The sequence below is a fragment of the Paraburkholderia sp. MM5482-R2 genome (assembly GCF_050436125.1).
GTDB lineage: Bacteria > Pseudomonadota > Gammaproteobacteria > Burkholderiales > Burkholderiaceae > Paraburkholderia > Paraburkholderia tuberum.
Window position 1 is genome coordinate 75,495 of sequence record NZ_JBNDLP010000001.1, and the last position, 12,832, is coordinate 88,326.

General features: G+C 57.7%; 11 protein-coding genes and 4 pseudogenes. 12 read left to right on the plus strand and 3 right to left on the minus strand.

Annotated elements, in window-relative coordinates; translation table 11 throughout:
* Positions 1-1,603: 1,603 nt before the first annotated feature.
* Both OKW37_RS00210 and OKW37_RS00215 read left to right on the plus strand, forming a co-directional pair.
* Positions 1,604-1,780, plus strand: a pseudogene (locus OKW37_RS00210) (transposase domain-containing protein); the annotation flags it as partial.
* Between the two features lie 88 nt (positions 1,781-1,868).
* Positions 1,869-2,129: pseudogene (locus OKW37_RS00215) on the plus strand (IS6 family transposase); the annotation flags it as partial.
* 1,104 nt (positions 2,130-3,233) lie between these two features.
* Here OKW37_RS00215 and OKW37_RS00220 read toward each other — a convergent pair.
* Positions 3,234-4,804, minus strand: a protein-coding gene (locus OKW37_RS00220; protein WP_429401723.1) for an IS3 family transposase whose coding sequence is annotated in 2 segments (ribosomal slippage) — positions 3,234-4,324 and positions 4,324-4,804 — 1,572 coding nt in all. Because the reading frame shifts where the segments join, the coding sequence is not laid out codon by codon here.
* Between the two features lie 143 nt (positions 4,805-4,947).
* On the opposite strand from OKW37_RS00220, the gene OKW37_RS00225 reads away from it, so the two are divergent.
* From OKW37_RS00225 to OKW37_RS00245, 5 genes and pseudogenes are all read left to right on the plus strand, one after another.
* On the plus strand, positions 4,948-5,940 hold the full coding sequence (locus OKW37_RS00225; protein WP_090812378.1) for an IS5 family transposase: 993 nt from the start codon (positions 4,948-4,950) through the stop codon (positions 5,938-5,940).
* A 492-nt stretch (positions 5,941-6,432) separates the two neighbouring features.
* A pseudogene (locus tag OKW37_RS00230) lies at positions 6,433-6,876 on the plus strand (reverse transcriptase domain-containing protein); the annotation flags it as partial.
* An 85-nt stretch (positions 6,877-6,961) separates the two neighbouring features.
* A protein-coding gene (locus OKW37_RS00235) for an IS6 family transposase (RefSeq protein WP_429401268.1) occupies positions 6,962-7,667 on the plus strand; the annotation gives its coding sequence in 2 pieces (ribosomal slippage) (positions 6,962-7,507 and positions 7,509-7,667; 705 coding nt in all).
* 123 nt (positions 7,668-7,790) lie between these two features.
* A complete protein-coding gene (locus OKW37_RS00240) occupies positions 7,791-8,261 on the plus strand; it encodes an abortive infection family protein (RefSeq protein WP_429401270.1) in 471 nt (156 codons plus the stop codon).
* Positions 8,262-8,282: 21 nt separating this feature from the next.
* A complete protein-coding gene (locus OKW37_RS00245; RefSeq protein WP_429401272.1) occupies positions 8,283-8,798 on the plus strand; it encodes a hypothetical protein in 516 nt (171 codons plus the stop codon).
* A 76-nt stretch (positions 8,799-8,874) separates the two neighbouring features.
* Here OKW37_RS00245 and OKW37_RS00250 read toward each other — a convergent pair whose 3' ends face one another.
* On the minus strand, positions 8,875-9,132 hold the full coding sequence (locus tag OKW37_RS00250) for a hypothetical protein (protein ID WP_429401274.1): 258 nt from the start codon (positions 9,130-9,132) through the stop codon (positions 8,875-8,877).
* A 119-nt stretch (positions 9,133-9,251) separates the two neighbouring features.
* Here OKW37_RS00250 and OKW37_RS00255 point away from each other — a divergent pair, with 119 nt between their 5' ends.
* The 4 genes from OKW37_RS00255 (at position 9,252) to OKW37_RS00270 (ending at position 11,833) form a co-directional block, all read left to right on the plus strand.
* On the plus strand, positions 9,252-9,587 hold the full coding sequence (locus tag OKW37_RS00255) for a hypothetical protein (RefSeq protein ID WP_429401276.1): 336 nt from the start codon (positions 9,252-9,254) through the stop codon (positions 9,585-9,587).
* 68 nt (positions 9,588-9,655) lie between these two features.
* On the plus strand, positions 9,656-10,339 hold the full coding sequence (locus OKW37_RS00260; RefSeq protein ID WP_429401278.1) for an AlbA family DNA-binding domain-containing protein: 684 nt from the start codon (positions 9,656-9,658) through the stop codon (positions 10,337-10,339).
* 21 nt (positions 10,340-10,360) lie between these two features.
* A complete protein-coding gene (locus tag OKW37_RS00265) occupies positions 10,361-10,744 on the plus strand; it encodes a hypothetical protein (protein ID WP_429401280.1) in 384 nt (127 codons plus the stop codon).
* A 429-nt stretch (positions 10,745-11,173) separates the two neighbouring features.
* Positions 11,174-11,833 (plus strand): TolB family protein, encoded by a 660-nt coding sequence (locus OKW37_RS00270; RefSeq protein ID WP_429401282.1) that lies wholly within the window; start codon positions 11,174-11,176, stop codon positions 11,831-11,833.
* A 93-nt stretch (positions 11,834-11,926) separates the two neighbouring features.
* Here OKW37_RS00270 and OKW37_RS00275 read toward each other — a convergent pair.
* Positions 11,927-12,022 (minus strand): annotated as a pseudogene (locus OKW37_RS00275) (IS6 family transposase); the annotation flags it as partial.
* Positions 12,023-12,081: 59 nt separating this feature from the next.
* On the opposite strand from OKW37_RS00275, the gene OKW37_RS00280 reads away from it, so the two are divergent.
* Positions 12,082-12,783, plus strand: coding sequence for an IS6 family transposase (locus OKW37_RS00280; RefSeq protein WP_429401284.1), 702 nt, complete (start codon positions 12,082-12,084; stop codon positions 12,781-12,783).
* Positions 12,784-12,832 lie beyond the last annotated feature (49 nt).

Consider the following 12,832-nt stretch of genomic DNA (forward strand, 5'->3'; position numbering starts at 1 on the left):
TCACACATTGACTTGCTGAAAATTATGCTAACTGTCAGCCAGGCAAGCCAAGCCCATCAACGTTTGTATTCCCGACGTCAACGAAACGCTCCATAAACCTGGACGCTGTGCTTAGTCGCGACGGAAAGACCAAGAAAGAGAAAGAAGCCGAGGGGTACTGCGACGTCTGGAATCCTGCGCCCTGGCCGGGCTGAACCACAACACTAGCGCCAGCAGCGTCAGCAAACCGACCCGGCGCGAAGCCTGTCATGGCAATTCTCCTTTCAGTCTTACCGGCAATTGAACCGTGCGGAACTCATCGGGTAGCAACCGCGTCAGCCTCACTGACTTGCTAGCCATGCCTTTCCCGGCGTCGTCGTCTTCTCGCCTCCTTGCAGCCATACTTAGCAAAATGGGCTTCATTGATGGCATATTCACGTAGTATTACTATGTAACCCCATGCACTGACATCGTGCAGATATGGTTAAACTGCGTTTCACGCTGTCCGTACGGGAAGTATCTGCGCTCAGAATCGCGCAGATGGAGGCAGGCGCCTATCGTAATCGCCCTCTATCCTGATTATGTCCGACTGTCCCCTAGGCACAACAACGGACTCAGGTGACGAGTACTTCTCTTTTTATTGAGTAAACATAGGCGCGCTTTTGAAAGATTACAAGGCGCTTTTCTTTGCATAACAGTGGACGAAGCCCTAACCGAAATGCGGATCTGCCAGGTCGGTACTTTTTGCGAATGAGAGCGCTTTGCATGGGCGTTGCCAGCGAGTACGTAACTGGACGCACCACCGCGCCGCGCCAAGATTCCGGTAGCAAAATGCTGCATGCTGCTACCTCGCTGTCGGCATTCCCGCCTAATCAACAGCGAGCAATTGCGCTGACACACAAATTTCACAAATCGACCTATACGCGCATGACGGACCCTGGCTGGGCGTTGCCAGCGGGACGGGAATTTAGTCCAATGCGGCTCGATGAGTGTCGACGAAGCCGGACGCCTTCCCTCGAACCATTGGATCGACCGGTGAAATCCGCCGTTTTGTACGCGGGGTGGCGCTTGCAGCCAGCCGCCGTTTTCATGAAGGAAGCTTGTCGAATCTGGTGCGCGCGGCCTATGAAGTAACAGCGCTATAGTCCCGCCGTGATCATCGGCTGCTAGCAGATTGAAATGATTCGATCTTTGCTGCTCGCCTAACCGAGATGCCTCAAGGGGAAGGTGCGTCGACGTGTCTGCTTAGCGGCTATCCTTGTCCATAACATCAGGGATAGACCGGTGGTCGAAGGGTTTATGTTCAAGATCGTTTGATCGTGGAGAGTGCTTTGAATGCATCGGCCAGCCGCCACGTTTCTTAATCAACAGTAAAGGCAAATTACTCTAGAGAAAGGCATGGCCAGTCCAGAGGACAAGCCTCAGTCCTCTTCGTGGCAAAAATCTGCCGAGACGATCTCGACAGTGGTGCGGTCGCTCGCTCTTGTCCTAATTCTGATATTTGTAGGCTGGCATTGGACTTATTTCTCCGTGTGGCTGAACAACACTACGCATCTAGAGGTAGGCCAATTCAAGGTCGATCATTTTGTTCAGGCGCAGCAGCAAATTGAAAGATACGCAAAAGCTGCGCGCTGGCCAACGTGCGGCCGCAGTCATGAGCCTCATCCGCTCAGCGCAACTCAACGGTCACGAACCCCACGCATATCTGAAAGATTTCCTGACACGGCTGCCCACCCACAGGGCAAGCGACATCGCGGCATTGCTACCACATAACTGGCGGCCTCTTACCCCTCTCGCCTGATTCACCGTTCGTCAAGGCGGGTTCGCCGGCTTTGTCGCAGTAAGCGTCGGGTATCATGCGCCTGATAATACGAACGATGGGGCGCTTGATGACGACTCTGAATCCAGCCTTGGCACGAGTGCTCAAGCGTTTGCACTATCCGCTCGACGTGATTCTGACGTGTGTCCGCTGGTATGTGGCGTATCCGCTGAGCCTTCGACACCTGGAAGAGATGATGGCGGAGCGCGGAATCTCAGTCGACCATTCAACTGTGCACCGCTGGGCCATCAAGGTGTTGCCGGTACTGGAGAAGACCTTTCGTCGCCACAAGAAAACCGTCGGTCGGAGCTGGCGAATGGACGAAACGTATAGTACGCCCAGCCAACGTAGCCCGCCTGCACGGGGGCGAAGTTGCTTGAGCATGTTTGGAATGCAAAAACCCGGAGAAGTTGTCGTTGCAGTACCGGGGTATGCCCTTTCTCTGCTGTGAGAGAAAGTGAGCCGAAGCGGCGGTGACTTGCCGACACTGGCAAGGTGACGAAGTCCGTGGGAAACGGGGCTTGCGGCGAAGCGGTTACGCCAAGATGAGCCTCCAGGCTGAGCATGGGACGGTTGAGGAACACGAACCTGTTTGAACGCATCTGAGGGTTGAATCGTCACCCCTGCCTACACCGCTTAACAGGCAGGACGCGGATCGTTGCCGATCATATGTACGGCCCGGCAACGCGAATGCTGATTGGATATGTAGGCCCATCAGCAGGGAGCCATGGAGAGCGCGCAGCTAGGCCGTGGTATTCGCGACGACTTGCGGCAAGCAAGGATAAAGACTGCGACAGGCAACCTCGCCCGTGCGTTTTGAGTCCAGCATGTGAACTGGGGAAGGCTTGCACAGATGTTAAGGGAGTGTGCCCCCGATGATGTGCAAGCTGGCGGAGCCTCCGTAGTAGTCCGAGGCCGGGAAAGCCGGCTACATGGCGAAGGGAGGCAGTTGAAGTGGTTTGCCTGGTTGATTAACTGACTGTAGTGAGGTGAAGACCTTTGATAATCAGTGAAATGCAAAGCAAACTGGTGGCACGGTGGCATGGTGTCGCCTTCGATTGGACCGACACTTCAGCGGAGAGCCGGATGCGCTGAGAGGCGCACGTCCGGTTGTGTGTCCAGCTAAGGCTGGCGTGTTCAGCAGGAGGTAGACCTGCCGGAGTAGAAGTCAGAAGCTCCGTAGCTTGGATAGCAGGGTGGCGGGAAACCAAGACTCTGAAGCCTATCGACGACCGTCTCCTTGGGGGACGTGCGAGTCATCGGGCCGTAATGAAGATGAACGTGGATGTGGCCTCGAAAGTGAAGAGACCCGAAGGCCGAGCCTGCAACCGTGAGGGCGAAGGCAGCATGGGTAGCCGAAATCTGACCGATACGGCTATTCCACTTCGGCGGGGTCGGCCGTTGTCAATGTAGATGTCGCCTCGACGATTAAATTTCAGGCTGCTTTTCGCCCCTGGTTATGGTGTTCTGGAATGACACCCTGATCGTCGGCACGATCGGGATTCAGATGCACCGCACGGATGCGCTCCCAGTTGCGCGTAGGGCCTTTCCAGCGCAGCGGATTGCGCTGGCGTGCGCTTTCATAAAGCACTGCGCGTCGATCCAGGATGTCCTGATCAATGTTCGCATGGCGCTGCGCAGGCGTCACGAAACGGATCGCACTGTGACGATGTTCGTGGTTGTACCAGCGCACCAGTTCTGCGACCCAGGTACGCGCGGCGAACAGGGTGTCGAACGCCTGCAGCGGGTAGGCGGGCCGGTACTTCAGCGTTTTGAACAGCGACTCCGAGAACGGGTTGTCGTTGCTCACGGCTGGGCGACTCAATGACGGCATGACGCCCAGGGCCTGCAAGGTGGCCAGCATCGTGGCGCCCTTCATCGGCCCGCCGTTATCGGAATGTAGAATCACCTGATCGGGCTGTATCGCTTCACGCGCGCAGAGATCCTTGAGGACCTCGCTGGCGAGGGCGCTGCTCTCTTCGGCATAGACCTGCCAGCCGACAATTTTTCGGCTGAACACGTCCATAAACAGATACAGATAGAAATACTGGCCACGAATCGTCGCTGGCAGGTAAGTGATGTCCCAGCTGTACAGCTGGTTCGGCGCGTAGGCACAGACCGCGCGGGGCTTGCTGCGCGTGTTGGCCGGCCGCTCGCTGCGCCGGTGTGCGAGCTGCTTTTCCTCGCGCAGCACCCGGTAGAACGTCGATTCCGAGGCAATGTAGCGCTGCTGGTCAGCAAGACGTGGAACGATCTGGCTGGGCGGCAAGTGACCAAACTCGGCCGAGTTTGCGACCGCCAGCAGCTCGGCACGTTCGGCAGCGCTCAGCTTGTGAGGCGGCTCATGGCACCGTAAAGAGCGCCCATCCGCTGCGTCAGGCTCGCCGCCCTGCCAGCGCTGAAGGGTACGGGCACTCAGCCCGAGCACCTCACACGCGCGCGCCTGGCGAGCACCACCCGTGCTCGCCTCGCTGATCAGACCGATCAATGTCTTGCGCTCTTCGAGGGGCGTCATTCGACCTCGTCCCCGAACAGCGCACGATACTTTTTTTGCAGCACCAGCAACGCGGCCGCCTCCGCCAGTGCCTTCTCCTTACGGTTCAGTTCGCGCTGAAGCTGCGTGTTCGCGTGCTTGAGCTCACGTACTTCCTGGGCGTTCTCACGCCGGCCCCCGGTCGCGCCAACGGCGCAGAAGTCCACGCGCCACTGCGCGAGATGATGAGCAAACAGACCCCGTTCACGACACCACGCGTTCAGTGCTTCGTCGAGTAGCCCATGGCTCTGCTGCAAGGCCAGCAGACGCTCTTCCAGTGACCAGTCCTCCGGTCGTCTTGCGTGCCCGGAGCCCTCACTCCGAGCTGATGCCGCGGCACCTTTCATCCAGTTCTTCAAGGTCATCACATTCATGTTCAATTCATCTGCCACGGATCCAATGGTGCGACTTCCGCGGTGTAAGACCTTCAACAGCGCCTGTTCTCTGAACTCGACAGAATACGTTTGTTTCACCTTCAACTTGCACCTCTGATCTCTTGAAATTAAGAAAATTCAGAGGCGACATCTAGGGAAGCGCTGATTTATTCAGCTCGGTGGTCATCGTTGGCGTAGCTGAGGACGTTATAGAAGGCAACTCACGGAACAGACTCACACTGATGAAGAGGCAGATCGGCTTCGCCGAAGCGGAAATTGCAGGCAAGAAGCGAGTGACGAGGCGCCAACGCTTCCTCGCCGAGATGGAGAAGGTCGTTCCGTGGCAGCGCTTGCTGTCGGCAATCGAGCCGCACTATCCGAAGGGCACGCGAGGCCGCCCGCCGATTGGCCTGGAGCGAATGCTGCGAATCTACTTCCTGCAACAGTGGTACGGGCTGTCGGACGAAGGACTGGAAGACGCGCTGTATGACAGCATCGCGCTGCGAGCCTTCGCCGGCATCGATCTGGCAGTTGAGAACGTGCCTGATGCGACCACGCTGTTGAAATTCCGGCGCCTGCTGATCGAACACGAACTGACACGGAAGTTGTTCGACGAGATTGGCATCTCGCTGTGCGAGCGTGGGCTGATGATGAAGGAAGGCACGCTGGTTGACGCAACGATCATTGAAGCGCCGCCGTCGACCAAGAACGCCGGGAAGAGTCGTGACCCGGAAATGCATCAGACGAAGAAGGGAAACGAATGGCACTTTGGAATGAAAGCCCACATTGGCGTCGATGCCGATTCGGGCCTGATCCACAGTGTGGTTGGCACATCGGCCAACGTGTCGGATGTATCGCAAGCGCATGCCCTGCTGCACGGACATGAAGAGCAGGCGTTCGCCGACGCGGGCTACATTGGCGTAGACAAGCGCGAGGAAATGGCGGGCAAGACCGTGAAGTGGCACGTCGCTGCCAAGCGGGGAAAGATCAAGGCGATGCAGGACGGGGCGCTGAAGAACCTGGTGATCGCGGTCGAGCGAACCAAGGCGCAGATCCGGTCGCGGGTTGAGCATCCATTCCATATCGTCAAGAACCTGTTTCACCATCGCAAGACGCGATACAAGGGCTTGGCCAAGAACACCGCGCAACTGTTCAGCCTGTTCGCTCTTGCGAATCTGGTGATTGCGCGAAATCTGTCGCGATCGGTCCATGGGAGCAATCCGTCATGCGTATAAAAAATGCGAGCAGGGAGCCTCGTTTGCGCGTCCAATTCACCGAGTTGAGCATCGATTCGCTTCGTCATCCGGAAAATTCGACGGCATCTCGTCTGCAACTTGGGCAGTTGGTCCATTGATCAGCGCTTCCCTAGTGTGACGCCGGGGGGGGTGGAAGCGACGGCACGATGACAAGGACATGCTGAGCAACTGGAGAAACCCTCCTCACCCCAGCGCGAAATCGCGGGAGCAAGGTAGGTCCTATAACCGGCGAACCCGGGAAGTGGACCGAAGGCGAGAGGGTGGCGGATGGGTCCGTAGTAGCTGTGAAGCCGGGTAACGCTGGTGGAGCGAAGGGGCCCTGCTGTTTGTAACTTCCTCGACAACATGGGAGGCAAGGACGAGATGACAAAGGCGTCCAGCAGTTTGCAGGACCTGAGGCGGGGAATATACGTCAAGGCGAAGGCTGAACCGTCCTGGCGTTTCTGGGGGTTGTACGTCCATGTCTGCAAGATGGAAACGCTGCGCGAAGCGTATGCGCTGGCCAGAAAGAACAACGGCGCACCGGGCATCGACGGGGTGACGTTTGAGGTCATCGAGGCGCAAGGCGTGGAGGCGTTCCTCGAGCGGATACGGGACGAACTGATCGGGCGTGCCTACGTACCGCTACGATCGCGGCGGCAGGAAATACCGAAGGACGGGGGCAAGGTCCGTGTCCTTTCGATTCCGGCAATCCGTGACCGGGTGGTCCAGGGTGCGCTCAAGCTCATATTGGAGCCGATCTTCGAGGCAGACTTCCAACCGGGGTCGTATGGTTATCGTCCGAAGCGTACCGCGCATGAAGCGGTGCATCGGGTGGCGACGGCGATTGTTCAGTGCAAGACCCGCGTCATAGACCTTGATTTGCGCGCCTACTTTGACACAGTTCGGCATCATCTACTGCTTGAAAAAGTGGCGCGTCGGATCAAGGACGACGACGTAAGGTTCCGTCGCAATAAGGCGTTCGGTTATGCTGTCGGTTCCGAGCGGAGCGATGTGAGCGATGAAGGAAAAGCTGAATGGGGCGGTGGCAAAAGTGCTCAAGCGCCTGCACTACCCACTGGACGTGATGTTGCTGTGTGTGCGGTGGTATGTGGCGTATCCGTTGAGCTTGCGCCAGCTCGGGGAAATGATGGCCGAGCGCGGTATCCCGGTCGATCATTCGACCGTGCACCGCTGGGCCATCAAGTTGCTGCCGGTGCTTGAAAAAGCGTTTCGCCGCTGCAAGCGCGCTGTGGGCAGGAGCTGGCGGATGGACGAAACCTATGTCAGGGTCCGGGGCGAATGGCGGTATCTTTACCGCGCGGTGGACAAGGCCGGCCAGACGGTCGATTTCCTGCTGCGGGCCCATCGTGACAAGGCGGCAGCACGACGGTACTTTGAAAAATCGATCGACCAGAACGGCGAGCCCGAAACCGTGACGGTCGATAAAAGTGGGGCCAATCGGGCCGCGCTGCAGGCCCTGAATGCTGAGCGCGAAACACCTATCCAGATCCGCCAGAACAAGTATCTGAACAACCTGATCGAACAGGACCATCGGGCGATCAAGGCGTCGCACGCGGCCCATGCTGGGGTTCAAGAATTTTCGCTGCGCCCGCATTCTTCTGGGTGGCATTGAGGTCATGCATATGATCAAGAAAGGGCAGATGAAAAGCGCAGGAAAAATCTGTCCTTCTGTTGCGCAGCAGTTCTACTCGCTTGCAACGTAAGCACTACTCGATATTTCGCTTTCGCTCATCTCGATTCTCTTATCGCGACAAAACCAGATTCGCAAGGTACTTGCCCAGTGCAAATTTCAATACTTCGATGGAGGAAGGGTCACGAGCGCTGTGATGCCGTTGAGTGCGCCATCCCGCACCCTCGAAACAATGCTTTCGACGTTTGACTACGCGGCGGTAGACGAGGAATTCAACCGTGCGCTCTCAAATCTAGAATCAGAGCCTCGGGAGGCTGTCTCCGCCGCGAGTAATATTCTCGAGTCATTTTGCAAGGTCTACATCGCCGACAACGGGCTGGAGATGCCAGCGAAGCAAGACCTCAAGGCGGTATGGAGCGTCGTTCGAAAGCATCTCGGGTTTGACGCCAGTTTGGTTGCGGATCAAGACCTTCAGACGATCCTTACCGGCTTGCTGGCCGTTGTCGAAGGAATCGGTGCCCTAAGGACGCACGCGAGTTCGGCCCATGGGGCGGGTAAAACCGGATATCGACTTGAGCCGCGCCACGCACGTCTTGCAATTCATGCGGCTCATACCGTAGTGCTGTTTGGTCTTGAGACTTGGGACAAGCGCCGCAAGGCGTCGTAGTTCAAATAATCGGAAAAGCGAATGATCGAGCCAATGGGTGAACGACAGCGCGCCAGACAACAGCGCGAAGTCGCGGCCCGGAAATACCTTCCGGATTCCGTCGAACTGTTGTTGGTCGCCGAAGCACCGCCCGTCGCAGACGATCGGTACTTCTACTTCGAGAACGTTGCCTCGCACGATCACCTGTTTCGTCACGTTGCTGAAGTGCTCCTAGGCGAGACTCCCAGTCGACTGTCCAAAGGACAGGCGCTCGAAGAGCTAAAGCAGCGTGGCGTGTTCCTGGTGGATCTCAAACTTGATCCCATTGACGGCTCAGATCTGACCGCCTACGTCGACGATCTCATTGAGCGCTGCAAAGCATTGAAACCGCGCCGAATTGTCTTAATCAAGTCCAGTGTCTACGACGTCGCTTACCAACGGCTGCGAGTGGTCGGGCTCCCTGTGGTGGACGAGAAGGTTTACTTTCCGTCGAGCGGTCGACAGAATGATTTCAGAAGGCAGTTCCGGGAAGCGCTGGATGCTGCCGCCTTCGAATAGGAAAACCAAGGAAAGAATATGAATCAAACCGTTAAAGAAGCCCAAGATGCGCTGGCAGCAGCGAACGCCGCCTATCTCAGTGAGTTGGAACGAGATAGCGAACGCGGGGAAGGAAGCGGCGGCCCAGGAACGCCGCCGCGAGGAACATCAGCAGTCGTTGCGTGACGACATAGCCCAGTGCGAGCGCGATCTTGAAGTGGCAAAAAGCAAAGCGGTTGCTGATGACCTCGCAAACCGATTGAGGAAGCTGCACCTCGCTCTGGAAGATCGTGGCGACCGAGGCACGGAGTGGTCCCTCGCGCGTGCGTTGGAGGACCGCATCGGTGCCTACCAACCCGTCTCAGGAGACTTAGACAGTGCGAAACAGTTGTTAAAGAAGCACGCCTGCTGAACTAGGAAATCAGTGAACCAATCCAAGTCCAGGCAGGAAGAAACAACGAAGACGGAGAGAAAATGACCCAGCGTTACACGATTGAAGAGGTCCGCGGCATGACATTCACCCAGCTCGGCGCAATCGAAGATCCGTTTGAGCTAATGGACAAGCTCACGGTTTCCCCGATGCTGGTCCGCTACCTGGTACGAACCGACCAGTTGGAGAAGCGTTATCCGGGCGTGGAGTTACCCAACCTGCTCGATGCAATCGACATCGCGGCGGCTGTGGTCCAATGGCCGATCTTCACGGTGGGCCAGACGCTCCATCTCGCCAAACAAGATCCCGAGGTCGACAAGTATCTCGACGAGATTCAGCCGCGCGTGGAGAAAGCGCTGAAGGATGGCAGGGGATGGTGAGCTGCGCTGTCGATCGCGGTTGAGCCAAGGGAAAACTACGTGCGTCCAAATTATTCGAGGACTGAAGGATGACCGACGACGAGCTTCGGCAACGCCTAGCTGACCATGAGGATCAGCTGGTCGAGCGCAAATCAGAGGGTGTCAAGCGAGACGAATTGCGCCAGACCCTCAGTGCGTTTGCTAACGCGCTACTACCCGCTAACGTCGGCGTGCTTTTCATTGGTGTCGCGGACAAGGACGGGGCGATCACGGGCGTTGCTAACTCCGATGGCGTCCAGCAGCGTGTCCGCGAGGCGGCAGAGGGTTGCTTTCCACCGATTCGCAACTATGAAGCGCATGCGCTCACGATCGATGAGAAGACGGTCGTGGCTATCGTCATCAACCCGAGCGACGAGCGCCCCCATTTCACGGGTGCGGCTTACGTTCGCGTCGGGTCCGAATCGGTCAACGCGTCAGCCGCGCAGTACGAGATGTTAATCGCGGGCCGCAACACCAAGACGGGCGCGATTCTTCGCATGGGGAATCAGCCGATCACTCTAGAGGCTGTCGGCCGACGAATCGAAAATCCGATGCCCGCGCCGGGAGCCCGGTATCAGAGCGAGGGTCGCATTGAGGGTTGTGACGCTCACAGCGTGCGTATCACCGTCTCCCCGGACGGAATGCCGGGCTGGTTGATTGCCGAGCCGCTCGATCGCGTTACAGTTTCCTGCGACGTCCGGCGAAACCGCCCAATGCTCATTCTCAACCCATAGGAAAGCGGAGAAATAACAGGAATGGAATCTATTAATGTACCGGGGAAGATCCTCTCTCAGTCGCACGATGGATGCACCGCGACTATCGGGCCGGTCGAGGCGGCGATGAGCCGCGCAACGCTGCAAGCGATGGTGAGCGCGGTGGAAGAGATCGAAGGCAAGATAGGTTCTTCCCCTCTTGCAGTCGTCGGCCCAAGTTTCGAGCTTCGTAACGGATGGGTTGCACTTTGCTGGGATAGAGATCGGAAGTGCTACCTGTTTAACCTACGCGGAGTGGCGTGGGACGTGTCGCGCAATGACGTTGCTTCGTTCATTCGCGATGCCGCGATCCCGTTTCTCGCCCGTGGAACGACCAGCAAGCTACTCCAACGCGTCGAAGGCTTAATCGACACGGGTAACGACTGAAATATCCGCAGCCGGGGAAAGCCCTGGTGCCGGTCGCGCGGGATCACACAGGAAAACGGCGATGAAGGTACATGACAACGCTGATAAATTGGTTCGTTGGCTGCGGCAGCATCAGCCAGCCACCGTCGCGCAAATCGCCGCTAACCGGGTGATGACTTCTCGCGATGCATCGGATGCAATGCAGTACGGCGTGCGTCATGGTGTTTTCGAGCGTGTGAAGCGGCTCGGTGCGAGCGCGAACGAGCGTGTTCAGTATCGTTTGACGGGGCATCCGTTGCCGCCGCTGAAATCCACGCCCGGTCCTTCGTTCGATGGACTGCTTCAAGCGTGGGGAATCGCACGCAATCCCCCGCTCCTGGAAGCGCCTACGTCGCGCAAATTGCAGCTAACCGACTAGACAACGGAAAACAAGAAAAGGTGGGAAAGAGCATGAAGATCAGATATCCGGGGCTTGTCATCATGTTGTGCGTGGCGCTTGGCTTTCACATCTCGTACGCCGCCGACGGGCGCGGTACGGCTTCTGTCCAGCAGGGAAACGTCGTCTACACAGCCCCGGGCGGCGCAACTCAGGTGCTTACGGAGACAGGCGCTGACGACAACCCGGTGTTGTCGCCGGACGGCAGGTTGATCGCCTTCACACGGCTCACGCGCGAAGGCAATGACCAGGACGGCGATCCGCCAGTGCGCGACCTATGGGTAATCGGTGTGGAGGGCCAGAAGGCCACGAAGCTCGTCACCGGCAAGCCGGAAGGCAACGAAGATCCCGAACAGGTGCTCGCTGGCATCGACCATCCTGTCTTTTCGCCTGAGGGGTCGACGGTCTACTTCATGACGACGGCATGGACGACGTCCTCAGCGATCCACGCGGTGCCGTCGGCGGGTGGCCCTCAGCGTTACGTGACCAGCGGTAACTCGCTGTCCGTTGTTCGGCGCGGCAAGTACGCGGGCGCCCTGATGGTCGCGCAGCACCGATACATGGACAGCCACGGTTCTTGGAATCCGCAAGTGCTTGTCTCCCCGGCCGGGAAGAAGATCAAGGTCGTTGGAGAAGGCCCCCGCGCACTGCAGAACGTCGAAGCCGAGCACTAACAGTTACCACGGATAACGGGACCATGAATACGATAAGAGGTTTTGTCGCGATAAGAGAATCGAGATGAGCGAAAGCGAAATATCGAGTAGTGCTTACGTTGCAAGCGAGTAGAACTGCTGCGCAACAGAAGGACAGATTTTTCCTGCGCTTTTCATCTGCCCTTTCTTGATCATATGCATGACCTGGTTCTGTTGCAGTAAGGCGGTCGGCTATGATGGGCGGAACGACACGAACGACTGAAAGCTCGATGAAGACTATGAATCCGGCGGTGGCCCGAGTGCTCAAACGCCTGCATTATCCGCTCGACGTGATTCTGACCTGCGTGCGCTGGTACGTGGCCTATCCGCTGAGCCTACGGCACCTTGAAGACATGATGGCTGAGCGTGGCGTTTCGGTCGATCATTCGACTGTGCACCGCTGGGCCATCAAGCTGCTGCCGGTGCTGGAGAAAGCGTTTCGCCGCCGCAAACGGCCGGTGGGTAAGAGCTGGCGGATGGACGAAACATACATCCGTGTCAAGGGGGAATGGCGGTATCTTTACCGGGCCGTCGACAAGGACGGCAACACCATTGACTTTCTGCTGCGCGCCCATCGGGACAAGACTGCGGCCCGGCGTTACTTTGAGAAATCGATCGCCCAGAACGGTATGCCCGAGACGGTAACCATCGACAAAAGCGGCGCCAATCTCGCCGCGCTCGAGGCGATCAATGCCGATCGTGAAGCGCCCATCAGGATCCGCCAGTCCAAATATCTCAATAACCTGGTCGAGCAGGATCATCGGGCGATCAAGCGACGAACGCGGCCCATGCTGGGGTTCAAGACCTTTCGCTGTGCCCGGATCCTTCTGGCCGGCATTGAGATTATGCACATGATCGCCAAAGGACAGATGAAGTGTGTTCGCGGAGCCCATCCGTCCGCCGCTGATCAATTCTACGAGCTCGCAATGTAAGCAGTACTTCGCGAATCGATCTCGCTCGCTCTTTGATCCTTACTGCGAC